This window comes from Arthrobacter nitrophenolicus (assembly GCF_000332815.1).
GTDB classification, from domain to species: Bacteria; Actinomycetota; Actinomycetes; order Actinomycetales; family Micrococcaceae; genus Arthrobacter; species Arthrobacter nitrophenolicus.
The window spans coordinates 1-23,088 of sequence record NZ_AOFD01000064.1; the positions used below are offsets into that span (position 1 = coordinate 1).

The window sequence follows — 23,088 nt, forward strand, 5'->3', positions numbered from 1 at the left end:
ACCTCCGTCCTGGAAGTCCTGCACTCCTTCGAAAAAGCAGTCGGCAAACCCATCCCCTACGAAATCACCACCCGCCGCGCCGGAGACCTGCCCGCCTTCTGGGCAGACGCCACCTCCGCCCTCGCCGACCTCAGCTGGTCCACCACCAAACCCATCGACGAAATGTGCGAAGACCACTGGCGCTGGCAAAAAAACAACCCCAACGGCTACAACAACTGATCGCCAGCCGACGGTTGAGCCCGTCGAAACCCTGCCCTGCTGTGTAAGAATGCACGCCCTGTACTTGGCTGGCGATAGATTGGCACCCATGACTGAAGCTTCCTCCGCCGATATCGGCCGCGGCACCATCCTGGTAATCAACGGCCCCAACCTCAACCTGCTGGGCACGCGGGAGCCGGAAAAGTACGGCACCTCCACCCTTGCCGACGTGGAGGACCTGGCTGCGTCGGCTGCAAAGGCCCACGGCTTCGTGGTGGAGTGCGTGCAGTCAAACCATGAGGGCGTCCTTCTGGACACCATCCACGCCGCCCGCGGAAACGCCGCCGGCATCGTCATCAACGCCGGCGCCTTCACGCACACGTCCGTGGCGCTTCGCGACGCCCTCGCCGCCGTGCAGCTTCCGGCCGTCGAGGTGCACATCACCAACGTGCACCAGCGCGAGGAATTCCGGCACCACTCCTACCTGTCCCCCGTGTGCTCCGCCGTGATTGTCGGAGCAGGTGTCACCGGGTACCGGCTGGCCATCGACTACCTGGCCGAGGTCCTCTAGCCGGTCGGCTCCGGCGGGCCGTCATTTCTGGATGCACTGCCCCGACGAAACGGGTGCAGTCAGCGCGGGGGCCTGCGCAGCCACCGGGTTGAGGTCGTCCATGGTGATGGCGAACCCCATGTCCGTGTCCGACGTTGCCTTGGCGAAGATGACGCCGGCCACCGCACCCCCGGTAGTGAGCAGCGGTCCACCGGAGTTGCCCGGCTGCACGTCGCCGGCCAGCCGGTAGATCTCCTCAGGCGTGGCGTTGCCGCCGTAGATGTCAGGGACCAGCACGGTGGTGATGTCCTGCACGGTGGCCGGCTTGGACTGGAACGGTCCACCGTGGGGGTAGCCAGCGAACGCGGCCGGGCTGCCGCCGGGAAGGTCGGCGCTCAGGGGCAGCGGCTGCGCCGGCAGGTTCTCCACGGCCAGCACGGCGATGTCATGCTTGGTGTCAAAGTAGACAACCCGCCCCGGCATGGCGCCGCCGTCGGGCATTTCCACCACCGGCTGCGACACGCCCGCCACCACGTGCGCGTTGGTGACCACCCTGTCCTCGGAGACCACAAACCCCGAGCCGGTCTGGTTCTGGCCGCATTCGTAGGCGGTCCCGGCGATCCGAAGGACGGATTCTGCCGCCCGGTTGAGCGCAGGCGTGTCAGTGCTCGCGTTGGGCACCGGGACGGCGGGCCCCTGTTCCAGCCCCTCGATGAGAGTGGGAATCCCGTTGCCGATCACCGCGGAGCGCAGCTCCGCCATGGTGGCCTTGACCGGCGTGGGGGTCAGCCCGTCGATGAAGCGGATGACCTTGGACTCGGCCAGCTGCTGGGACACCAGCGGGACACCCAGCGAACTGATGCTGAACGCCAGCATGGACATGACCAGCGCTGACACCACGACATTCACGGCGCCGCCAACCACCCGGTCCACGGCGCGCAGCGGCCGGATCCGCATGGCACCCCGGATCTGCCGCCCCACCATGGTTCCCAGGCCGTGTCCCAGGACCACAAGGACGACGGCGGCCGCCACGATGGCTGTGAGCCGCCAGCCGGAGTCCTCAACAAAGCCGCTGACGAGGGGTACGGCGAAGAATGCGGCGACGGCGCCGGCGGCGAAACCGGCGATGCCGCCTGCCGTGACCAGGAAGCCGTTACGCAGGCCGTAGACCAGGTAGGACAGCAGCGCCAGGATCAGGATCAGGTCCAGGACAGTCAAGCCGACCACGAAGGGCTCCTTATAAACAGTTGAAACCTCATTCTAATGGCGCACCCTGACAATCTTCTGGGGGCGCCTGCGGACGCAATGAGCCCGTCATCACGGCGGATCGGGTGCCAAGTTCGTCACAGAACCTTGAAAATTCTGAAACAATGGCAAAAGCGCCACAGCCGATACTTTTACTCAGGAGATTTCATGGACATCGAGGTACTGCGCCGAGCACCACTTTTCGCCACGCTTGACGACGACGCATTCCGGCTGCTGACGGACGAGCTCACCGAGGTGGACCTCTCCCGCGGCGCCTCGGTCTTCCGCGAGGGCGACCAGGGTGACCAGCTCTACTTCATCGTCTCCGGCAAGGTAAAGCTCGGCCGCACCTCCCCCGACGGCCGCGAATCCCTCCTCGCGATCCTGGGCCCGGGCGAACTGTTCGGCGAAATGGCCCTGTTCGACCCCTCCCCGCGCACCGCCACGGCCACCGCCGTCTCCGAAACGCGGCTGGCAGGCCTGAAGAACGAGAGCCTGAACAACCTGCTGCGCACCCGTCCCGAGGTTTCGGCCCAGCTGTTGCAGGCCCTGGCCCGCCGCCTGCGCCGCACCAACGACTCCCTCTCCGACCTTGTCTTCTCCGACGTTCCGGGCCGCGTTGCCAAGGCCCTGCTGGACCTGGCCGACCGCTTCGGCCGCCCCGCCACCGACGGCGTCCTGGTAGCCCACGAACTCACGCAGGAAGAGCTGGCCCAGCTGGTGGGCGCCTCCCGCGAAACCGTCAACAAGGCCCTCGCAGAATTCGTCCAGCGCGGCTGGCTCCGCCTGGAAGCCCGCGCCGTCGTCATCCTGGACATGCAGCGCCTCCGCCAGCGCTCCCGCTAGGCAAAACCAGTCAAAAGGCCGTCCCCCCGGGGCGGCCTTTTCGCTTTTCCGGTGGTTGAGCCCCGTCGAAACCCAACAGCCCGGTGGTTGAGCCTCGTCGAAACCCAACAGCCCGGTGGTTGAGCCGGCAGTTGGCCCTTTCCACATATGACGACTCAACACTTTCGGGAAGAAAAACCGGAAGAAGAATCGACACATGCCATTCGCCTACATGCTGCGCTGTTCCGACGGTTCTTACTACGTGGGCAGTACAACGAATCTGGAACTCCGACTCGCGCAACACCAAACAGGGGACGGTGCGGCCTATACGCGGCGCAGAAGGCCTGTGAAGCTTGTCTGGTTCGAGGAGTTCAGCCGTGTGGACCAGGCCTTCGCCCGGGAGAAACAAGTGCAGGGTTGGAGCCACAGGAAACGGGAGGCATTGATCACCGGAGATCACCACGCCTTACCAACCCTATCCAAGGGCCCAGCAGCCGGCGCCCCAGGTAGGGTTTCGACAAGCTCAACCACCGAATTAAAATGGGGGCTAGAGGTGCATGGCGGTGTCCGTGGCTGTGGTTGTCCTTTTGATCCTGCTTGGCCTGGCAGCCTTGGCTGCCATCGCTGGAACTTTTGCGCTTGTTATCCGTGACGGACGAGGCGAAATTCCGCCGGAACCCCCAGCCAAACCGTGGACTGCGGGGACACTCCCAAGCGTCCCATACTCGCTGCTCCGGAAGATCTAGCGTTCGCGCTGAGGATCGCCAGGTGTGGTCTTGGCGGCTTCCACTTCGAGCAGCATTTTGCCGTCCTCCACCACCAGCGTGGGCTGGTACACGTGGGCCTTGCGCTTGTAGCTGAGGTAGGCGATGCAGCCGTTAGCCGTGGCCATTTTCTCAAGCATGATCTCGGAACCCGGCACCATCAGTTCGCCGAGGGTGCGGCCCACCGTATTTTCCTGGCCTACTTCTTCACCGAGGACGGTGCTGTTCCGCTCCTCGATGGCCTTGGCCGCGTTCACCCACCGGCCCCAGACGCCCTTGCCTTCCAGCAGGGTGGGCTCCTGGCCAAGGGGCACCGTGGCGGCGAAGTAGCGGGTGTCGAACCTGCGGTGGGCGAAGTCGGGGCTGCGCCAGTTGACGAGGGACTTCAGCAGGTCCGTCCGGAGGGAGAGCCCGCGCTTGTCCAGGACCTGCGCGAGCGTCTTTTCCTGCTCGGCCACGGCGATCCTGGCGCGCATCCATTCCGGGGTGGAGGTGGCTTCGACAGTGCTCGCATTGTCCGGGCCAGCCAGCAGCACGCCGGTCTCCTCGAAAAGCTCGCGGATGGCGCCCACCACGTGCCGGCGGGCCAGCCCGACGTCGTCCGTCCCCATCTGCTCGGCCCAATACTGCGGTGACGGGCCCAGCCAGCTGATGGGATCGTCGTCGGCGGAGTCCAGGGAACCGCCGGGGAACGCAAGGACCCCAGCGGCGAGGAACCCGGCCGGTAGGCCAGCCAGGTTTCCAGGCCGGTGGGGGAATCCCGCAGCAGGACCACGGAGGAGGCAAGGCGCGCGGCACGCGGGGTGCGTTCGCCGTGTTCGAGCCAGCTCTGCGCTGCCCCTTCAAGATCCTGGGGAAGTGCAAAAAGGCGTCGGGCGAGCTGTGGCAAGGGAAGCGACCGGTCCTAGCTGAATTCGGCGATCAGTTCGACTTCAACCGGCGAGTCGAGCGGAAGGACGGCAACGCCGACGGCGGAACGGGCGTGCTGGCCGGCGTCACCAAGGACGCGGCCCAGCAGTTCCGACGCGCCATTGATGACGGCCGGCTGCCCGGTGAAGGACGGGTCCGAGGAGACGAAGCCCACCACCTTGACGATGCGCGTGATCCGGTCCAGGTCGCCGATCACGCTCTTGACGGCAGCCAATGCGTTCACGGCACAGACGGCGGCGTAGCGCTGGGCGTCCTCGGGTGACACGGTGGGCTCGTCCGCGGCCCCCTCGGTGCCCGCCGAAACCTTGCCGGTAGCTTCGAGTTTGCCGTTAATAAAGGGCAGCTGCCCGGAGGTGTAGACGTGGTTGCCGGAGATGACGGCCGGGACGTAGGCGGCCACGGGGGCGGCCACCTGTGGAAGGGTCAATCCGAGTTCTGCGAGGCGCTGCTCGACGGCGGAAACGGGCTGTTTAGCCGCGCCGGACCGGGCTTCTGCGGGGGTGCTCATGCTACTGCTTCTCCCTCTTCAGGTAGGCAACAAGGCCGTTGCCGTCGGGGCCGGGGACAACCTGGACGAGCTCCCAGCCGTCCTCTCCCCACTGGTCCAGGATCTGCTTTGTGGCGTGAATAATGAGCGGAATCGTCGCGTACTCCCATTTGGTCATGAGAGAAAGACTAGTCCTTGCCGGTAAAGTGGAAAACATGGCGACTCGTAAGAACCCCTTATTCGATACTGCCACCACCCTCGGAAAGATCCTAGTTTTCCTTGGCGTGAGTGCGGTTTGCGGTGTCCTGGTAGCCGGCCTGCTTGTCCCGGCGGCCGCCGTTTCGGGCAGCGCGGCAAGCGGTTCCATCGAGTTCTTCGACACCCTTCCGGCGGAGCTCAAGGTTGACCCGCCGAACCAGACCACCAGGATCCTGGCGGCCGACGGCAGCGAGATCGCCAACGTCTACACGGAGAACCGCACCAAGGTTGCCCTGGACCAGATTTCACCGTTCGTGAAGGAAGCTGTCATCGCCGTCGAGGACAGCCGTTTTTATGAGCACGGCGGCGTGGATACCACCGGCATCCTTCGCGCGCTGGTCAGCACCGCGCGCGGCAACCGCCAGGGTGCCTCCACCATCACGCAGCAGTACGTGAACAACGTCCTGAACGCCAACCTCGCGGCCGAGGGCAACGAGGACCAGATCAAGCTCAACGGCGTGAACAAGGGCGTGGGCGACAAGCTCCGCGAAATGAAGCTCGCCATTGCCCTGGAAAAGGAATTCAGCAAGGAACAGATCCTTGAGGGCTACCTGAACATCGTGTTCTTCAATCGGGACGCTACGGCATCGAGGCTGCCTCCCGGTTCTTCTTCAGCACCTCCGCCAAGGACCTCACCCTCCCCCAGGCCGCACTGCTGGCCGCTCGTGAACAGCCCCTCCGCTTTCGATCCCATCAACAACCCGGAGAGCTCCAAGCAGCGCCGCGACCTGGTGCTGGGACTCATGCTGGACCAGGGCAAGATCACCCAGGCGGACTACGACGCCGCGGTGGCTACCCCCGTGGAAACCAAGGTGACCCCGGCCCGCCAGGGCTGTGCCTACGCGTCCACGGCCCCGTACTTCTGTGACTACGTCCTGCACCTGCTGGAGAACAACCCCGCCTACGGCGCGGACCTCAAGGAGCGCCAGCGCCTGATCTACGGCGGCGGCCTGACCATCACCACCACCCTGGACCCGACAGCGCAGGCCGCAGCCCAGGAACAGGTCAACGCGTCCGCCGGCGCCAACCCGGACAAGTGGGGTGCTGCCATGGTTTCCGTGCAGCCCAACTCCGGCAAGATCATATCGATGGCGCAGAACACCACCTTCCTGCCTGCCGAGGGCTCTTTCGACTCGCAGGTGAACTTCAACGTGGACAAGCTGGACAAGGACGGCAACGACCTCAACGGCCTCGGCGGCGCGCAGCCGGGCTCCACCATGAAGCCCTTCACGTTTGCCGAGTGGCTCAACGAGGGCAAGTCGATGAACACTGTGGTGAATTCGGCGCAGCGCGTCTACCCGCTGAGCTTCCCCTGGCGCCACACCTGCGGCAAGGTCACCGGCGGCTACAGCACCGCGCAGAAGAACCAGGGCCTCGGCACGGCAGATGACCTGCAGAACGCCGAGCCACAGTGGTACCGCCCGCTGTCCGTCCTTGAGGGCCTCTACAACTCCATCAACACCGTGACCTTCGCGTCGGCCGCCCAGCTGGACTTCTGCGGCATCCAAAAGATCGTGGACGCCACCGGCCTGCACGGCGGCCTCCCGGCTGAGGGGGATCCGAACCCGAAGATCAACATGTCACTCCTCGGCAACCTGCTGGGCTCCACCCAGACCTCCCCGCTGACAATGGCCAGCGCCTTCGCCACTTTCGCGAACGACGGCAAGTTCTGTGAGGCCATCGCCATCACCTCCGTCACCGACGCAACGGGCAAGCAGCTGCCGGCCCAGTCCACCAGCTGCCGCGATGCGATCAAGCCCGAGGTGGCGCGCGGCGTGAACTACGCGCTGCAGGAAGTCCTCAACCGCGGTTCCGGTTCGCTGATCCAGCCCCGGATCTCCACCCGGACCAGCTTCCCGATCGGCGCCAAGACCGGTACCTCCAACAACAACGGATCCACCTGGGTTGTCGGCCACACCACCGGGCTTGCCACTGCCGCCTGGTTCGGTGACGCCCTGGGTGCCCAGGACCGCCCGGGCCAGAACATCACGGTGAACGGGAAGTTCTACCAGGGCATTGACGGCTACATGATCGCGGGACCGATGTTCTCCAACTTCATGTCCCGCATCGCCCCCGCCTACGGCACCGAGCCGTTCCCGGCGCCGCCGAGCAACCTGCTCAACGGCTCCACCCGCAGCACCACGCCAGCCACCACGGCGCCCCAGGCGAGCCAGGCGCCGGCCCCAGCGCCGACCACGCAGCCGACGCAGCAGCCCGCGCCCCAGCCCACCGGCAACGGAAACGGGAACGACAACGGCAACGGAAACGGCTAGCCGTGACCCTGAATGACCTGGCCGGCCGCGCCCGTACTATCGGGCGCGGCTTTGCCGTCACTGCCGGAGCCGGAGCGGCCGCCGGGCTGGCCGCCGCCGGGTACGGGCTGTGGGAAAAGAACCAGTTCGTGCTGCGGGAAGAGACGCTGCAGATCCTGCCTCCCGGCCGGAACCCGTTCCGTATCCTCCACCTCAGCGATATCCATTTCGTCCCCGGGCAGAAGAAGAAGGCCGCCTGGCTGGAGTCGCTGGCCGGACTCGAGCCGGACCTGGTGGTCAACACCGGAGACAACCTGAGCCACGCCAAGGCCGTGGATCCGCTCCTGGCCGCCCTGCGCCCGCTGCTTGAGTTTCCCGGCGTCTTCGTGCCCGGCTCCAACGACTACTTCGCGCCCAGCCTGAAGAACCCGGCCTCCTACCTGCTGGGCCCGTCCAAGGTTAAGCCCAAGCCCGTCGCCCTGGACTGGCCGCGGCTGCGGTCGGGCTTCGGGATGGCCGGCTGGATCGACCTGACCAACCGCCACCAGTCGGTGGTCCTCAACGGCATGCGCTTCGATTTCTCCGGCGTGGACGATCCCCACCTGAACCGCGAACGCTACGCGGGCTGGCCCCGGGGAACCATCAACCAGGACTCCAACGACCACCTCAAGGTCGCCGTGATCCATGCCCCCTACCAGCGCGTGCTTGACCACTTCACCGAAAGCGGGGCGGACCTCCTGCTCGCCGGCCACACCCACGGCGGCCAGATCTGCATCCCCGGCTACGGGGCGCTGGTGTCCAACTGCGACCTCCCCACCTGGCGCGCGAAGGGCCTGAACGACTGGTCCAGCAACGGAAGCACGACGCCGGTCAACGTCTCGGGCGGCATCGGCACCTCCCGCTTCGCCCCGGTCCGGATCGCCTGCAAACCCGAGGCAGTCCTGCTGACGCTTACCTCCCCTTCCTGAGCCGAGTTGCGGGAGCGCTGCCGGGCCGCCATCGATCACGGACTGTAATAAGTAAGCAAGCGTGGCATCGGGCCGCAAAACCCTGTGAATCGTCTCAGGCCATGGCATAAGGTAGTTGCTAAGGGAAACTACCTTCGATTCAGAGCTTGAGAAGCGGGCATGGCCAGGCAAACTCCATTCTTTCGATCCATCAGCCGTCTCTACCCCCACGTCCGCCCCATCATTCCCCGGCTGCTGCTGGGCCTTCTCTGCGCCCTCCTGGCCAGCGTGGTTGCCCTAGCCATTCCGCAGGTCCTGCGGGTCCTGATCAACGAATCCCTGAAGCCCGGCGGCGCCACGGAAGCAGTCTGGGTCTCCGCCGGCCTCATCCTGGTCCTAGGCGTGGCGGAGGCAGGCCTAGTGGCGCTCCGCCGCCAGTTCGTCATCAACCCGGCCACCACCGTGGAAACCCGGATGCGCGTGTCCCTGTACGGCCACCTGCAGGACCTCACCGTGTCCTTCCACGACCGCTGGGGCTCGGGCCAGCTGCTGTCCCGCGCCATGACGGACCTGAACTTCCTGCGCCGGTGGATGGCATTCGGAGCCATCATGCTGGTGGTCACCACCCTGACCGTCATCATCGGCATCTCCGTCATGTTCGCCATGAGCTGGCAGCTGGCCCTGATCTTCCTGGCGGCCGCGGTGCCCATCATGGCCTATAGCTTCCGGTTCCGGACCCGCTTCAGCAAGGTTGCCCGCCGCAGCCAGGACCAGGCCGGCGACCTCGCCACCACGGTGGAGGAATCTGTCCACGGCATCCGCGTGCTCAAGGCTTTCGGCCGGAGCCGCGAAGCATTGGAAAACTTCAATGAGCAGGCCGAGGAACTCCGCCAGACCGAGATCCAGAAGGCCCGGCACCAGGCGACCTTCACCATGGTGGTCACGCTGCTGCCAGAGCTCGCCCTGGGCGCCGGACTGGTGGTGGGCGTGATGCTCTGCGCCGGCGGCCAGCTGGACATCGGCGCGCTGGTGGCGTTCTTCGCAACCGCTGCCGTCATCGCCTCCCCCGTGGAGTTCTCCGGCATGCTGCTGGCCATGGCACTCACGGCCAAGACCGCCGTCGACCGCCATTACGAGGTGATGGACTCGGAGAACACCATCACCAGTCCGCCCGAACCGCGCGTGCCGGACAGACTGGAGGGTGCACTTCGCTTCAACAACGCATCTTTCGCCTTCGACGACGCCCCGGACAAGCCCATCCTCAAGGACATCAACCTCGAGGTCCGGCCCGGCGAAACCATGGCCCTGGTGGGGATCACGGGCAGCGGCAAGAGCGCCCTGATCCAACTGGTACCCCGGCTGTACGACGTCACCGCCGGCGCCATCACCATCGACGACGTGGACCTGCGCGCGTTCGACGTCGCGGAACTCCGGCGCATCGTCGGCGTGGCGTTCGAGGACACCACGCTGTTCTCCAGCTCCGTCAGGGACAACGTGCTGCTGGGCGCACGGGAGCGGACCGACGATGTCCTTGACGAAGCGCTGGACGTGGCGCAGGCGCATTTCGCGTACTCCCTCCCGGAGGGCGTGGACACCCTGATCGGCGAGGAGGGCCTCAGCCTCTCCGGCGGCCAGCGGCAGCGGATAGCACTGGCCCGCGCCATCGCCGCGCGGCCGCGGATCCTGGTCCTGGACGACCCCCTGTCCGCGCTGGACGTGCACACCGAGGAACTGGTGGAAACGCGCCTGCGGGAGGTCCTCAAGGACACCACCACCCTGATCGTGGCGCACCGGCCGTCCACCGTGGCGCTCGCCGACCGGGTGGCGCTGCTGGAGGAGGGCCGCATCACCGCCGTCGGAACACACACGGAACTGCTGGCAGGCAACCACCACTACCGGTACGTCATCGCCAGCCTGGACCACGAACCCCGGGACCTGGACTCGGAACTGTCGGACCTCGAGGACCATGCAGAGGAAGCCATCCGATGAGCACCGCCACCTTCGGCACCGCCAACGAGGACAACGCCAACCTCAGCAAGAGCGACAGCAGGGCCGTTCGGCGCCGGTCGCTCGCCCTGCTGCGCTCCCTGATCCGCCCGGTCCGGGTACGGTTCTGGCTGACCATTGCCACGGTGGTCCTCTCGCAGGCGGCCCGCGTGGCGGGCCCGGCACTCATCGCCTTCGGCATTGACCACGCGCTGCCCGCGCTGCGCGCCGGGGACAACCTTCCCCTGGTGCTCACCGGCGTCGCGTATCTCCTGGCGGCCATCGCGACGGCGGGACTCACCGCTTTGTACGTCACCTCCACGGCGAGGCTCAGCCAGTCGATGCTGCTGGACCTGCGCGTCAGGGTCTTCCGGCACACGCAGCGGCTGAGCCTGGAGTTCCACGAGAGGTACACCTCCGGACGGATCATCGCGCGGCAGACCTCCGACCTTGAGGCCCTCCGCGAACTCCTCGATTCCGGGGTGAGCTCGCTGGCTTCGGGCCTGCTGTTCATGGTGTTCACCGCCGTCACCGTTTTCGCCCTGGACTGGCGCAGCGGGCTCTTGGTGCTTGCCGCCGGCGTGCCCATGTTCTTCCTGGCCCGCTGGTACCAGAAGCACTCGCAGATCGCGTTCAGGCAGTCCAGGGTCGTGTCCGCACGGCTGATCGTGCACTTCGTGGAAACCATGACCGGCATCCGTGCCGTCAAGGCGTTCCGGAAGGAACGGGAGAACGCCGAACAGTACGGGCAGCTCGCCGAGGACTACCGGCAGGCCACCGTCCGCTCCATCAACCTCAACGGCATCTTCCAGCCCGGGCTGGTGCTGATCGGCAACGTCTGCGTGGCAGTGGTCCTGCTCTTCGGCGGCTTCCGGGTCCTCGTTGGAGACCTCGCCGTGGGCGTGCTGCTGGCACTGATCCTGTCCACCAAGCGCTTTTTCCAGCCGGTGGACCAGATGGCCATGTTCTACAACTCGTTCCAGAGCGCACAGGCCGCCCTCGAGAAAGTCTCGGGCCTGCTCGAAGAGGTGCCAACGGTCCGGCCGCCCAAAAATCCCGTGGCGCTCAAGGACGCCGCCGGCGAGATCGACTTCAGGGATGTGGAGTTCCGCTACGGCGACGGCCCGGTCATCGTCCCCAGGATGAACCTGCATATTCCTGCCGGGCAGACCGTCGCCCTGGTGGGCCAGACCGGCGCCGGGAAGTCCACTCTGGCCAAGCTGATTGCCCGCTTCTACGACGTCACATCGGGCTCGCTGACCCTCGACGGCGTGGATTTGCGGAACCTCAGCACTACGGACCTGCGGCGGAACATCGTGATGGTCACCCAGGAGGCCTTCCTCTTCAGCGGCTCCGTGGCGGACAACATTGCGCTCGGCCGGCCGGAAGCCACCCGCGCGGAGATCGAGGAAGCGGCCAAGGCGGTGGGCGCCCACGCGTTCATCATGGCCCTTCCCGAGGGCTACGACACCGATGTCAACAAGCGAGGCGGGCGGGTGTCCTCCGGGCAGCGCCAACTGATCAGCTTCGCCAGGTCTTTCCTGGCAAAGCCGGCGGTGCTGATCCTGGATGAAGCCACCTCGTCACTGGACATCCCCTCCGAGCGGCTGGTGCAGAACGGGCTGGCCCGGCTGCTGGCCGGTACCGGATCCGCCGAAAGGACAGCGCTGATCATTGCCCACCGGCTCTCCACCGTCGAGACGGCAGACCGGGTCCTGGTGGTTCACGACGGCCGCATCGTGGAGGACGGCAGCCCCGCCGACCTGATCGGCGGCGGGGGCAGGTTTGCCGAACTTCACGGAGCCTGGAAAGAGTCCTTGGTCTAGCCACGGGCGTGCCGCCGGCCCGGATTTCACATCGGGGCAGGGCATCAGCTATCCTTGTAAAGTTGCTTTTGCAGCGGATCGGGATGTAGCGCAGCTTGGTAGCGCGCTTCGTTCGGGACGAAGAGGTCGCAGGTTCAAATCCTGTCATCCCGACCAAAAGAAAAAAGAGGGTCTTCTCAGAAGGCCCTCTTTTTCGTTTCGTTACCTAGCACAATATTCCCGGTATGCAAGTCAAACAGCCCCTACGGCGGGCGGACACCGAATCGTCACTTCGCGCCAAAGGTAAAGCCCCGGAGCCTGGGCTCCGGGGCTTTACCTCGCCTCCTTGGGAAGGAGGTTCCTACATGGGGTTGGGCCAGTTTCCGGTGTACGTGGTGTACGAGGTGTCGCTGGTATCAGTGCTGGTGTCAGTGCTCTTGTCGCCCTTCTTGTCCTTGGTGGACATGGGATTGGGCCAGTTGCCGGTGGCAACAGCAGTACCGGAATTATCCGCCAGAGAACCCGCAGACAGTACGGCCGGAGCCGCGGCAGAAAATGCGAGGGCGCCCGCCAGAAGGGCGGCCGTGACCAATTTCTTGAACATGTTGGTTCCTCAATACGAGTCGGATTCGTTACAAAGTCAGCACTGCCCTTGTTGACATACATTGTAAAATGTTTTCCACAGGCGCTGTCAAGCGCTATTTGTGAGCTGTCCGGAACAAGGAGGAAGTCCCGTGGGCAACGGATTCGGGGAGAAGCTCCGGGCGGAACGCTTGGAGCGTGGCCTCACGCAAGCCGAGCTGGGTAAGGACCTCTACTCCCCCAGCTACATTTCACTGCTCGAAACCGGCCGGCGGGAGCCCACGGCCGAGGTCATCGAGGAGCTTGCCCGCCGGCTGGAGCTGGCCCCCAAGGCGCTGGAGGCCTGGAGCCAGCCGATCTCCGCCAGCGACGCCGAATACGTCCTGGCGGGCTTGTACGCCAGGCAGGCGTGGGACCTCCGGGACTATCCGCTGGCGGCCAGTCACGCGGCCACCGCCGCGCAGCTCGCGCTCGAAGGACGGAACACGAGCGCCTGGTGGAACATGACGTACATGCAGGCCGAGTGCCTGATGAGGCATGACGACCTCGCCGAGTGCCAGCGGATCGTGGAAAGGCTCATCGAGCACCCCATGGCACGGGAATCGGTGGGCCTGGGCGTCCGCGCCCACCAGATGCTCGCGGCAGTCCTGCAGCGGCGCGGGCAGTTGCCGGCCGCCGTCGAGGAAGCAATGGAGGCGGTCAAGCTGTCCGAGCAGCTGCCGAAGAACTCCACCATTATCACCGGCGCCTCCGGGTCCTGATCGGGGCGCTGGCGGAAAGCGGCAGGCTTGAAGAGGCATGGAAGTACTGCCAGAAGCTTCACGAGCAGGTGGATGAAGAGGCCATGACGCAGCTTGCCGGCGAAGTGGCGTGGGTCATCGGCAACGTGGCCTTCATGCGCCACGACTATGTGGAAGGCGTCCGGCACCATGAGCGGGCGGCAAAACTGCTGTCCCCCGCCAACGACATCGAGATGTGGGCCCGCTTCAACAAGGCATCCGCCGCCGTCAGGCTGCAGGCCGGCATCGTCGAGCCGGAGACGCTGTCTTCCATCGAACGCGCGGAACTCGCCTTCTCGATCGTCAGCGGGACCAAGAGCGATGCACTGGAGGTCGCCTTCATCCGTGCCCGGTGGCTGTACCTTACCGGGGACATCGTTGCCGCCGTCGAAAAACTCCGCGAGATCCATGCCGAACGCGCTGCCCTGGCCAAGCACACCGCCGGCGAGGTGTCGCTTCTGCTCGGCAAGTCCCTCAAGCTGCCGGCGAGCCCGACGAAGCCCTGGTGCACCTCGAAGAGGCGCAAAAGGCCTTCAGTGCCGCGGGCGCCGGGGACCGCGTCCAGCAGGCGCTGGACGCGATCCTGGAAATCCGGCTGGCCCAAAAGCGCGCCGGGTCAACCCCCAAACCTGCAAAGCAGGCCGGTTAGCCGCGTAGTCTGCCGGAGCAGCAGGGGCTGCGTCAGGCGAAGGTCTTGCCGGTGATCTTCTCGTACGCCTCAACGTAGCGGCTGCGGGTGCGTTCAACCACCTCAGCGGGAAGCGCCGGCGGAGGGGTGTCGGAGGACTTGTCCCATCCGGATTCGGCAGAGGTCAGCCAGTCCCGGACGTACTGCTTGTCGTAGGACGGCTGCGCCTGTCCGGGCTTGTAGGTGGCGGCATCCCAGAACCGTGAGGAATCCGGCGTCAGCACCTCGTCGCCCAACGTGATTGAACCCGAGACGGCGTCGTACCCGAACTCCACCTTGGTATCGGCGAGGATGATGCCCCGTTCGCGGGCGATCCGTTCCGCCGTCGTGTAGATCTTCAGGGTCAGCTCGCTGAGCCTGCCCGCGATGTCGTCACCCACCAGGGCCACCACCTCGTCATAAGTGATGTTCTCGTCATGCTCGCCGACTTCGGCCTTGGCCGAGGGTGTGAAGATGGCATGCTTCAGCCTGGACCCGTCCACCAGCCCTTCGGGCAGCGGAATGCCGCAGACAGTGCCGGCGGCCCGGTATTCCTGCAGCCCGGACCCGGTGAGGTAGCCGCGCGCGATGCATTCCACCGGGAACATGTCCAGCTTCTTGCAGATCATGGCGCGGCCCTCGACCTCCGCCGGCACGCCGCCCTCAACGGTCGAGGCCAGCACGTGGTGCTCCACGCCCAGCTGGTCGAACCACCACAGGCTCAGCTGGGTGAGGATGCGGCCCTTGTCCGGAATCTCGCTGGACAGCACGTGGTCGTAGGCGCTGATCCGGTCGCTGGCAACCACCAGCACGCACTCCTGGCCCACCTGCTGGATGATGGATTCGTCAGCGGGCTCGTAGAGGTCCCTGACCTTGCCGGAGTAGACGTGTTTCCAGCCCGGCAGGTCCAGGGTGCCGGCGTTGAAGCCGCGGGGTGCGGGGGTGTCCGTCATGTCAGGCCTTCGCTTTCGTCACGGGCAGGGAACCGGTGGCGCCGTAGGGGACGGTAATATCCCCGCGGGCTGCTTTCCCTGCAATGTCAGTGCGGTACTGCGAGCCTTCAAGCTGCACCAGCTCCACGCCGTCGTACGCCCGTTCGCGGGCCTCCACCAGGTCGCTGCCCAGTGCGACGACGGCGAGTACCCGGCCGCCGGCAGAGATGACCTTGCCCTGGTCGTCAAGCGCGGTTCCGGCGTGGATGACGTGCACGCCCTCCAGCTCCTCCGCCTTCTTGAGCCCGCGGATGCGGTCGCCGGTGCGCGGCGTGTCCGGGTAGTTTTCCGAGGCCACGACGACGGCGACGGCGGTTTCCTTCGCCCAGCGCAGCTCCTCCGCCTTGTCCAGTTCGCCCTTGGCGGCTGCCAGGAGCAGGGAACCGAGCGGCGTCTTCAGGCGGGCTAGGACGGCCTGGGTTTCCGGATCGCCGAACCGGACGTTGAACTCGATGACGCGGGTGCCGCGTGACGTCAGGGCGAGTCCCACGAACAGGACGCCCACGAAGGGGGTACCGCGGCGGGCCATCTCGTTGACCGTGGGCTGGGCAACCCGCTCGAGGACTTCCTCCACCAGGCCTTCGGGGGCCCATTCCAGGGGCGTGTACGCTCCCATGCCGCCGGTGTTGGGGCCTTCGTCGTTGTCGAAAATCCGCTTGAAGTCCTGGGCCGGGGACAGCGCCACGGTGTTGTGGCCGTCGCAGAGCACGAAAAGGGAGACTTCGGGCCCGTCAAGGAACTCCTCGATAACCACCGACCCGCCGGCGTCGAAGCAGGACTGCGCGTGGGCGAGGGCCTCGTCTCGGTTCCTGGTGACCACCACGCCCTTGCCGGCCGCAAGCCCGTCGTCCTTGACCACGTACGGGCCCCGAACGTATCGAGCGCCGAGGCCGCTTCCTCAGCGTTGGAGGCCACCATGGCCATGGCTGTTGGAACGCCGGCTTCGGCCATGACCTCTTTGGCGAATGCCTTCGAGGCCTCCAGCTGCGCGGCTGCCTTGCTGGGCCCGAACACGGGGATCCCGGCGTCGCGCACGGCATCCGAGACGCCCGCGGCGAGCGGGGCTTCGGGGCCAACCACCACCAGGTCAACGGCGAGCTTGGTTGCGAGCGCGGCCACGGCGTCGGGATCGTTGCCGTTGATGTTGTACGTGGGGACCAGCTTGCTGATGCCTGCGTTGCCGGGGGCTGCGTGGACCTCGGACACGTTGGGGTCTGCGAGCAGGGAGCGGACAATGGCGTGTTCGCGGCCTCCGGGGCCGATGACGAGTACCTTCACAGTCACCAAGGGTACTTTGTGGACCCTGCCCGCTCCTAAGCTGTGACCGGTTCCGGACGCCGCGACAAGTCCGCCGCCTGCGCCGCTCCGAACAACTGCCATGACGAAGCTTCGGAACTGGCTCAAAGGCCCACCCGCACTGTCCGCGCTGGCAGGGGTGGTGGCGGCCGCCGTCGTCCTTGCCGTGGCGGAGCTGGTCGGGGCATTCTTCACCGCCCGGGCAGCACCGCTGCTCGCCCTGGGCTCAACATTCATCGACTTCACGCCGCCCTGGCTCAAGGATTTCGCCATTGCCACGTTCGGCACCAACGACAAGGCCGCCCTGTTCGTGGGCATGGGGCTGACCATCGCTTTGCTCGCCTGCGTCCTGGGCGTGGTGGCCTATCGGCGGTGGGCCCTGGGCGTCCTGGGCGTCCTGTTCATGGGCGCGGTGATCGTGGCAAGCGTGGTGACCCGCGCCGGCGTCGAACCAATCGATGCGGTGCCCAGCGTGCTCGGAACGCTCGCTGGCCTGGTGGTGCTGCGGCGGCTGCTGGCCCCGCTGCATGGCATGAAACAGTGGCCGGAGGCACCCGCCGATGCTGCCCCAGGCAACCCGGCAACCAGCCGCCGCCGGTTCTTCGCGGCGGCGGGCATCACCGCCGCGGCCGCCGGCATCGCCGCAACGGGAGGGCGCCTTCTCGGTGCCGCCCGCAGCAACATCGCCAAGGCCCGGGAAGCCCTCCAGCTGCCGGCCCCGGCCAAAGCCGCACCCGCCGTTCCCGCCGGCGTACAGTCAGCCGCGGCCGGCGTACCGCCCTGGATAACCCCCAACAACGAGTTCTACCGCATCGACACCGCCCTCAGCGTGCCGGAGATCAACGCCGAGGACTGGGAGCTCCGGGTCCACGGGCTGGTGGAGGAGGAAGTCCGCCTCACCTTCCAGGATCTGCTCGACGCCGACCTGATCGAGTCCCATGTGACCCTCACCTGCGTGTCCAATCCGGTGGGCGGCAACCTGGCGGGCAATGCGAAGTGGCTGGGCCTGCCCATCCGGGAGGTGCTGCGCCGGGCCCGGCCCAAGGACGGGGCCGACATGGTGCTTTCCACCTCCATCGACGGCTTCAGCGCCTCCACGCCGCTGGAGGTCCTGCAGGACGACCGTGACGCCATGCTGGCCATCGGAATGAACGGCGAGCCGCTGCCGCTGGAGCACGGCTATCCCGTGCGGATGGTGGTCCCGGGCCTGTACGGCTTCGTGTCCGCCACCAAATGGGTGGTTGACCTGGAAGTGACCCGCTTCGCTGACAGCAAGGCGTACTGGACCGAGCGCGGCTGGTCCGAGCGCGGCCCCATCAAGACAATGGCGCGGGTGGACGTGCCCAAGTCGTTCGCCAAGGTTCCGGCCGGAAAGGTCGCGGTGGGCGGCACGGCCTGGGCACAGACCCGGGGCATCACCAAGGTGGAGATCCAGATCGACAATGCGGACTGGGTGGAGGTGGAGCTGTCCACCGAGGCGTCACTGGTGACCTGGCGCCAGTGGTCCTACGAGTGGGATGCCGCGCCGGGCGCCCACTACATCAAGGTCCGGGCCACGGACGGCACCGGCGAGGTGCAGACGGACCAGCGGGCCGATCCCGTGCCCGACGGGGCATCCGGCTGGCAGTCCGTGATGGTCACCGTGGAGTAGCCCCTTCCGCCATATTCGTGCGGGCGGCCCCTAGACTGGCACCATGCCGCACAATCCGCACGCCACCTTCACCGTGGACTCCGCCGTCGAACTGGCCGTGATCGAACGCAGCGGCTTCGTGGAGTCCCGGCACATCGGCTCAGCCGTCCTCCTGTCCGCCGACGGATCGGTGGTCACCGAGCTTGGCGACATCAACACGCCCATCTACGCCAGGTCCGCCCTGAAGCCGTTCCAGGCCCTGGCGGCCATGCAGTCCGGCGTCCCGCTGCGCGGAGCCCAGGTGGCGATCGCCTGCGGCAGCCACACCGGTTCTTTGGACCACATGGACGTGGTGGCCGGAATGCTGAAGGCCGCGGGTGTCCGCGAGGACCAGCTCCAGTGCCCGGAGGCGTGGCCGCAGGACGAGACCGCCCGGAACTGGCTGGTGCGCTCGGAAAAGGGCAAGTCGCGGCTGGCGTACAACTGTTCGGGCAAGCACGCCGCGTTCCTCTGGGCCTGCACGGAAAACGGCTGGGACACCCACAGCTACCTCGAGCCCAACCATCCGCTGCAGCAGCGGGTCCGCACTGTGATTGAGGAATACACAGGCGAAAAGATCGCCCACCTGGGCATCGACGGCTGCGGCGCCCCGGTGGCGGCGGTATCCCTGACGGGCGTGGCCCGGGGCTACTCGCAGCTGGCCAAGGCTCCGGGCGACCAGGGATACAGCGCCCGCGCCGCCACCATTGCAACCTCCATGCTGGATTACCCGTGGGCGGTCCAGGGCGTGGGCGAGGCCAACACGCTGGTGATGGACGAGCTGGGCATTATTGCCAAGATCGGGGCCGAAGGGGTCCTGGCCATGGCCACCGCGCAGGGCGTGTCCGTGGCGGTCAAGATCCTGGACGGAAACGTCAGGGCCACCTCGCTGGTGGCCCTGACGCTCCTTGCCGCGGCCGGTGCCGTCGACATTCCGGGCGTGGCCAGTGTCCTGGAGCGGGTGGTGGACCCGGTGCTCGGCGGCGGACGGCCGGTGGGCAAGATCCGGCTCGGACCCGCCGTATCAGCGCTGCTGGACTGACCCAACCCGCCGGAAGGAAGACCTGAAGCATGGCCGTAGCCCGTCGTCGTATTGATGCCCAGGAAGGCAAGGCAGCATTGAAGGCCTGGCTGGAAGCCGGCCAGGCGCCGTCGGGCACTGCCCTGCCGCGGTCCGTCCTCGCCACGGCCGTCAGGTACTCGTTGGAGGAGTTGACGGCGCGGGCCCCCGGGAACTCGGTGGAGGTCCGCGTGCCCCCGTTTGGTGTTACGCAGTGCGTGGAAGGGCCGCGGCACACGCGCGGCACCCCGCCCAACGTCATTGAGTGCGACGCCGCCACCTGGCTGGCGATGGCCACGGGACAGTTGGGCTGGGCGGAGGCCGTCGCTGCAGGCAAGGTGGCGGCATCCGGCCTCCGCGCGGACCTCTCGGCGCTGTTGCCGCTCTAGGAAGGTCGGTCAGCCGCGGCCGATGAAGGGCATGCCCGCGGCGGTGACCACCACTGAACCCACGCTGGCCGTTGCCGGCATGTTGGCCATCATCAGTACGGCCCGGGCAGCGTCGGCCACCGGAAACGTCGGTTCCACCCGGCGGCTGCCGTCCGCCTGGAGGGCCCCCGAACCGACACCGATGGTGTCCATGATCTCCGTGGCCGTGTTGCCGATATCGATCTGGCCGCAGGTGATGCCGAAACCGCGCCCGTCCAGTTCAATGCTCTTGGTCAGGCCCGTCATCGCATGCTTCGTCACGGTGTACGCCACGGTGCGGGGCCGGGGCGAATGCGCGGAGATGGAGCCGTTGTTGATGATCCGCCCGCCCTGCGGCTCCTGGGCCTTCATGGTCCTGACGGCGGCGGCCGCGCACAGCATGGACCCGGTAAGGTTCACGGCCACCGTGGCGTTCCAGTCGTCCACGCTGATCTCATCCACGCTGGCCGCCGGACCGAACACGCCGGCGTTGTTGAACAGCACGTCCACCCGGCCCCATTGCTGCCGCGCGGCCTCGAAAAGGCGCTCGACGTCGTCGGGCCGGGTGACGTCGCACGGCACCACCAGCGCGTCCGGGCTGCCGTCCGCCGTTTCCTTCAGCTGCGCTTCCCGCCGGCCGGCGAGGGCCACCCGGTAGCCGTCCGCCAGCATCTGCCGGGCCACCTCACGGCCGATGCCGGATCCGGCACCCGTAACGACGGCGACGCGGCCGGCGGGACGTGCAGTGTTCACGCTGTTCTCCTGGGATGTTGCTAGAGGGACGCCGGGACGGCGGTGCTGTTCACCGGCCAGCCTATGACGGTCTTGGGCCGCGGCGCAGCGTAGGTCCGGACTTTGGAGGTGGAAAGTCCCATCCGGACCAGGGATTCGGCGATGGTGACTGCTGAGGCAACACCGTCCACCACGGGAACACCAGCGCGCTGCCGGATCTGCTCGTCCAGGCCGGCCATCCCGCCGCAGCCGAGCACGATCACCTCCGCCTTGTCCTGCGTGACCGCCAGGAGGGCCTCGTTGATGATGGCTTCCACCGCCCGTTCCGGCTCCTCCTCGAGTTCCAGCACCGCCATGCCGCTGGCCCGCACTGACGCGCACCGGGCGTCCAGGCCGGCGAGCTTGAGCCGGTCCTCGATCAGGGGAACGGTGCGGTCCAGCGTGGTGACCACGGAGTACTTGTGCCCCAGGAACATGGCGGTGCTGGCGGCGGCTTCGGTGATGTCCACCACCGGGACGTCCAGCAGTTCCTGCAGTCCTTCCCGCCCGTGCTCCCCGTAGCCTGCCTGGATGACGGCGTCGTACGGTTCCGGGTAGGAGGTGATGGCGTCCATGACGGCGATGGCTGCAAGGTAGCTTTCGAAGTTGCCTTCGCAGGAATCGGCGCCAAACCGCGGAGTGATTCCCACGATCTCGGTGCCGGGGGCCGCAACGCTGCGGGCCGAAGCGGCGATGGACTCGGTCATCGAGGCGGTGGTGTTCACGTTGGCTACGAGGATGCGCATGGGATTCCTTAGTGGGTGCTGGCGACGGCGATGGCCTCGCCGTCGCGGTCTTCGAGCGGCTGGGAGCGGTCGGCGATGAAGAAGTACACCGCTGCCGCAATCCCTGCGGCGAAGAACCAGGCGAAGGGTGCAGCTGAGGCCAGCGCCGGCACGAAGGCGATGAGGAGGGCGACGGCGGCCGCGGGCACCATGGCGGTGATCGCGCGGGGATTGACGCCGTTCCGGTAGAAGTAGGCCCCCTCCGGCGAGGCCGTGTACAGCTCGGGAACGTTGACTTTGCCGCGGCGGATCAGCCAGTAGTCCGCCATCACGACGCCGAACAGCGGGCCGAGCAGGGCACCGAGGCCACCCAGGAAGTACACGATGACCAGCGGGTTGTTGTAGAGGTTCCACGGCAGGATGACCAGGCCGATCACGGCGCTGACGATAGCTGCTTTGCGGAAGTTCAGGTGCTTGGGAAACAGGTTGGTCAGGGCGTAGACGGGCGCCACGAAATTGGCCATCAGGTTCACCGCGATGGTGAGGATCAGCAGTGCCAGGCAGGCCAGCACCAGGAACAGGGTATTGGGGATGGTCTGGACAATGTCGGACGGGCTCTCGATGATGGTGCCGTTGATCTTGAACTGCCCGCCGGCCATGACGACGACGATGGCGCCGAACACCAGCATGTTGATGGGGATGCCCCAGAAGTTGCCGCGCACCACGGCCTTCTTGGAGACGGCCGAGCGGGTGAAGTCGCAGAAGTTCAGGACGAACGTGCCGTAGATGGATACCCAGAGCGAGCCGCCCGCGAAGATGGTGAGCCACATCTCGGGCCCCTCGAGGGCGTTGTTCGAGGACCAGGCGATGGCGCCGCCCGCCTCAACAAAGATCCAGATGGCGATGGCCGCCATGGTGGCCAGGATGACGGGACCGGCGAAGGCCTCGTACTTGCGGATCATCTCCATCCCGAAGCTGACGATCACCAGCTGGACCACCCACAGGACCAGGAACGCCATCCAGCCCAGCGTTGAAAGGCCCAGGACCGAATCCTTATCCAGTTCCGCCAGGGCGGGGAACATGGCCACGAGCATGACACGGAAGACCACGGAGGCCAGGTAGGTCTGGATGCCGAACCAGGCCACGGCGACCGCGCCGCGCAGGAGGGCGGCGATCTGCGCGCCCCTGATCCCGAAGCTGATGCGGCTCATGACGGGGAACGGAACGCCTGTCTTGACCCCCATGAAGCCGGAGAGGTTAAGGAGGCCGAACAACAGGGCCGCCCCGATGCCCAGCGCCAGCAGGATCTGCCAGCCGCCGAGGCCCAGCGCGAACAGGCCAATGGCAAAGGCGTAGTTGCCGAGGCTGTGCACATCGTTGGCCCAGAGCGTGAAGATGCTGTAGCCGGACCAGCTGCGCCCGGCGCGCTTGGTAGGGGCGAGATCGATGTTGTAGAGCGTTGGGCTGATGGCCTGCCCGGACGCTGCACTGGCCGATTCGCAGAGGGCTTCAACGCTGACGGAGGGGTGGGTGGAGGCAACTGACGGCGTTGTCAGGTCCGAAGCCGCGTCAACGCCCGCCGGTGGAGGGGTCTGCATAAGAATCTCAATTCTGGGAGGATCCGCGGTGGTGAGGCCGGCTTTGGAAGCCGTTTCTGTTATTCCACCCTGCGGAATCAAGATATTGAATGGTGAAATCAAGGGTATGACTTGGATCACCTTCGGTCAAGGTGTGCGGGCGGGGCCGCCAGTCACAATCGGTCCGCAGGGACCTTGTCCCCGCCCGGCGCGCGGAGCGATGTTGATATCTCCTTCACCGCACCGCTAATCTCGTACTGCAAGAATGTTTTCTCACAATACGAAAACATGAGCCATTCGACGATGAAATGAGGCT

General features: G+C 66.4%; 17 protein-coding genes, 1 tRNA gene and 5 pseudogenes. 13 read left to right on the forward strand and 10 right to left on the reverse strand.

The features are described 5' to 3' along the window. Together G205_RS17640 and aroQ are read left to right on the forward strand one after the other, a co-directional pair. Positions 1 to 219 (forward strand): annotated as a pseudogene (locus G205_RS17640) (UDP-glucose 4-epimerase GalE); the annotation flags it as partial. 88 nt (positions 220 to 307) lie between these two features. Next, the gene (aroQ, locus tag G205_RS17645) at positions 308 to 769 is read left to right on the forward strand and encodes a type II 3-dehydroquinate dehydratase (protein ID WP_009359190.1); all 462 of its coding nucleotides are present in this window, start codon (positions 308 to 310) and stop codon (positions 767 to 769) included. A 21-nt stretch (positions 770 to 790) separates the two neighbouring features. On the opposite strand, the gene G205_RS17650 is transcribed toward aroQ, so the two are convergent. Beyond that, positions 791 to 1,975, reverse strand: coding sequence for a MarP family serine protease (locus G205_RS17650; RefSeq protein WP_009359191.1), 1,185 nt, complete (start codon positions 1,973 to 1,975; stop codon positions 791 to 793). A gap of 186 nt (positions 1,976 to 2,161) precedes the next feature. On the opposite strand from G205_RS17650, the gene G205_RS17655 reads away from it, so the two are divergent. Beyond that, positions 2,162 to 2,839, forward strand: coding sequence for a Crp/Fnr family transcriptional regulator (locus tag G205_RS17655; protein WP_009359192.1), 678 nt, complete (start codon positions 2,162 to 2,164; stop codon positions 2,837 to 2,839). A gap of 211 nt (positions 2,840 to 3,050) precedes the next feature. Then, positions 3,051 to 3,470, forward strand: coding sequence for a GIY-YIG nuclease family protein (locus tag G205_RS21350; protein ID WP_235047066.1), 420 nt, complete (start codon positions 3,051 to 3,053; stop codon positions 3,468 to 3,470). 90 nt (positions 3,471 to 3,560) lie between these two features. Here the strand turns inward: G205_RS21350 and G205_RS17660 are convergent. The 3 genes and pseudogenes from G205_RS17660 to G205_RS21575 all read right to left on the reverse strand — a co-directional run bounded on the left by G205_RS17660 (position 3,561) and on the right by G205_RS21575 (position 5,177). Further along, a pseudogene (locus G205_RS17660) lies at positions 3,561 to 4,471 on the reverse strand (NUDIX hydrolase). A gap of 15 nt (positions 4,472 to 4,486) precedes the next feature. Next, complete coding sequence (locus G205_RS17665; protein WP_009359195.1) at positions 4,487 to 5,020, reverse strand: RidA family protein; 534 nt, start codon at positions 5,018 to 5,020, stop codon at positions 4,487 to 4,489. Position 5,021: 1 nt separating this feature from the next. Beyond that, on the reverse strand, positions 5,022 to 5,177 hold the full coding sequence (locus tag G205_RS21575) for a Sp36 family protein (protein WP_009359196.1): 156 nt from the start codon (positions 5,175 to 5,177) through the stop codon (positions 5,022 to 5,024). Positions 5,178 to 5,214: 37 nt separating this feature from the next. Between G205_RS21575 and G205_RS17670 the strand changes: the two are divergent. The 5 genes and pseudogenes from G205_RS17670 (at position 5,215) to G205_RS17690 (ending at position 12,424) form a co-directional block, all read left to right on the forward strand. Continuing rightward, positions 5,215 to 7,530 (forward strand): annotated as a pseudogene (locus G205_RS17670) (transglycosylase domain-containing protein). A 2-nt stretch (positions 7,531 to 7,532) separates the two neighbouring features. Then, complete coding sequence (locus G205_RS17675; protein WP_009359198.1) at positions 7,533 to 8,477, forward strand: metallophosphoesterase; 945 nt, start codon at positions 7,533 to 7,535, stop codon at positions 8,475 to 8,477. A 159-nt stretch (positions 8,478 to 8,636) separates the two neighbouring features. After that, positions 8,637 to 10,445, forward strand: coding sequence for an ABC transporter ATP-binding protein (locus G205_RS17680; RefSeq protein ID WP_009359199.1), 1,809 nt, complete (start codon positions 8,637 to 8,639; stop codon positions 10,443 to 10,445). After that, the gene (locus tag G205_RS17685; RefSeq protein ID WP_009359200.1) at positions 10,442 to 12,268 is read left to right on the forward strand and encodes an ABC transporter ATP-binding protein; all 1,827 of its coding nucleotides are present in this window, start codon (positions 10,442 to 10,444) and stop codon (positions 12,266 to 12,268) included. Before G205_RS17680 ends, G205_RS17685 begins: the two co-directional genes overlap by 4 nt. A gap of 79 nt (positions 12,269 to 12,347) precedes the next feature. Further along, positions 12,348 to 12,424 (forward strand) — tRNA-Pro (locus G205_RS17690). A gap of 184 nt (positions 12,425 to 12,608) precedes the next feature. Here G205_RS17690 and G205_RS17695 read toward each other — a convergent pair. Then, positions 12,609 to 12,851 carry a hypothetical protein gene (locus G205_RS17695; protein WP_009359201.1) on the reverse strand — a complete coding sequence of 81 codons (243 nt, stop codon included), beginning with the start codon at positions 12,849 to 12,851 and terminating at the stop codon, positions 12,609 to 12,611. A gap of 130 nt (positions 12,852 to 12,981) precedes the next feature. Here G205_RS17695 and G205_RS17700 point away from each other — a divergent pair. Then, a pseudogene (locus tag G205_RS17700) lies at positions 12,982 to 14,257 on the forward strand (helix-turn-helix domain-containing protein). A gap of 32 nt (positions 14,258 to 14,289) precedes the next feature. Here the strand turns inward: G205_RS17700 and G205_RS17705 are convergent. Both G205_RS17705 and purD read right to left on the reverse strand, forming a co-directional pair. Continuing rightward, positions 14,290 to 15,228 (reverse strand): phosphoribosylaminoimidazolesuccinocarboxamide synthase, encoded by a 939-nt coding sequence (locus G205_RS17705; protein ID WP_009359202.1) that lies wholly within the window; start codon positions 15,226 to 15,228, stop codon positions 14,290 to 14,292. Between the two features lies 1 nt (position 15,229). Next, positions 15,230 to 16,545 (reverse strand): annotated as a pseudogene (gene purD / locus G205_RS17710) (phosphoribosylamine--glycine ligase). A gap of 100 nt (positions 16,546 to 16,645) precedes the next feature. Between purD and G205_RS17715 the strand changes: the two are divergent. The 3 genes from G205_RS17715 to G205_RS17725 are packed head-to-tail and all read left to right on the forward strand — an operon-like array spanning position 16,646 to position 19,681. Then, a complete protein-coding gene (locus G205_RS17715; RefSeq protein WP_009359205.1) occupies positions 16,646 to 18,214 on the forward strand; it encodes a molybdopterin-dependent oxidoreductase in 1,569 nt (522 codons plus the stop codon). 43 nt (positions 18,215 to 18,257) lie between these two features. Next, on the forward strand, positions 18,258 to 19,274 hold the full coding sequence (locus G205_RS17720) for an asparaginase (protein WP_009359206.1): 1,017 nt from the start codon (positions 18,258 to 18,260) through the stop codon (positions 19,272 to 19,274). 29 nt (positions 19,275 to 19,303) lie between these two features. Next, positions 19,304 to 19,681 carry a sterol carrier family protein gene (locus G205_RS17725; RefSeq protein WP_009359207.1) on the forward strand — a complete coding sequence of 126 codons (378 nt, stop codon included), beginning with the start codon at positions 19,304 to 19,306 and terminating at the stop codon, positions 19,679 to 19,681. 9 nt (positions 19,682 to 19,690) lie between these two features. Here the strand turns inward: G205_RS17725 and G205_RS17730 are convergent, their stop codons facing one another. Genes G205_RS17730 through G205_RS17740 form a run of 3 tightly spaced genes read right to left on the reverse strand, consistent with a single transcriptional unit; the run spans position 19,691 to position 22,793 of the window. Beyond that, positions 19,691 to 20,452 (reverse strand): SDR family oxidoreductase, encoded by a 762-nt coding sequence (locus tag G205_RS17730; protein ID WP_009359208.1) that lies wholly within the window; start codon positions 20,450 to 20,452, stop codon positions 19,691 to 19,693. Between the two features lie 20 nt (positions 20,453 to 20,472). Beyond that, a complete protein-coding gene (locus tag G205_RS17735; RefSeq protein WP_009359209.1) occupies positions 20,473 to 21,216 on the reverse strand; it encodes an aspartate/glutamate racemase family protein in 744 nt (247 codons plus the stop codon). Between the two features lie 8 nt (positions 21,217 to 21,224). After that, the gene (locus tag G205_RS17740) at positions 21,225 to 22,793 is read right to left on the reverse strand and encodes an NCS1 family nucleobase:cation symporter-1 (RefSeq protein ID WP_009359210.1); all 1,569 of its coding nucleotides are present in this window, start codon (positions 22,791 to 22,793) and stop codon (positions 21,225 to 21,227) included. Positions 22,794 to 23,088 lie beyond the last annotated feature (295 nt).

Bases quoted from the DNA above. Each gene is read 5' to 3' on its own strand.
- G205_RS21575 (WP_009359196.1), bottom strand. From the start codon at position 5,177: ATGACCAAATGGGAGTACGCGACGATTCCGCTCATTATTCACGCCACA.
- G205_RS17695 (WP_009359201.1), bottom strand. From the start codon at position 12,851: ATGTTCAAGAAATTGGTCACGGCCGCCCTTCTGGCGGGCGCCCTCGCA.
- G205_RS17655 (WP_009359192.1), top strand. From the start codon at position 2,162: ATGGACATCGAGGTACTGCGCCGAGCACCACTTTTCGCCACGCTTGAC.
- aroQ (WP_009359190.1), top strand. From the start codon at position 308: ATGACTGAAGCTTCCTCCGCCGATATCGGCCGCGGCACCATCCTGGTA.
- G205_RS17680 (WP_009359199.1), top strand. From the start codon at position 8,637: ATGGCCAGGCAAACTCCATTCTTTCGATCCATCAGCCGTCTCTACCCC.
- G205_RS17715 (WP_009359205.1), top strand. From the start codon at position 16,646: ATGACGAAGCTTCGGAACTGGCTCAAAGGCCCACCCGCACTGTCCGCG.
- G205_RS17740 (WP_009359210.1), bottom strand. From the start codon at position 22,793: ATGCAGACCCCTCCACCGGCGGGCGTTGACGCGGCTTCGGACCTGACA.
- G205_RS17725 (WP_009359207.1), top strand. From the start codon at position 19,304: ATGGCCGTAGCCCGTCGTCGTATTGATGCCCAGGAAGGCAAGGCAGCA.
- G205_RS17705 (WP_009359202.1), bottom strand. From the start codon at position 15,228: ATGACGGACACCCCCGCACCCCGCGGCTTCAACGCCGGCACCCTGGAC.
- G205_RS17735 (WP_009359209.1), bottom strand. From the start codon at position 21,216: ATGCGCATCCTCGTAGCCAACGTGAACACCACCGCCTCGATGACCGAG.
- G205_RS17720 (WP_009359206.1), top strand. From the start codon at position 18,258: ATGCCGCACAATCCGCACGCCACCTTCACCGTGGACTCCGCCGTCGAA.
- G205_RS21350 (WP_235047066.1), top strand. From the start codon at position 3,051: ATGCTGCGCTGTTCCGACGGTTCTTACTACGTGGGCAGTACAACGAAT.
- G205_RS17685 (WP_009359200.1), top strand. From the start codon at position 10,442: ATGAGCACCGCCACCTTCGGCACCGCCAACGAGGACAACGCCAACCTC.
- G205_RS17665 (WP_009359195.1), bottom strand. From the start codon at position 5,020: ATGAGCACCCCCGCAGAAGCCCGGTCCGGCGCGGCTAAACAGCCCGTT.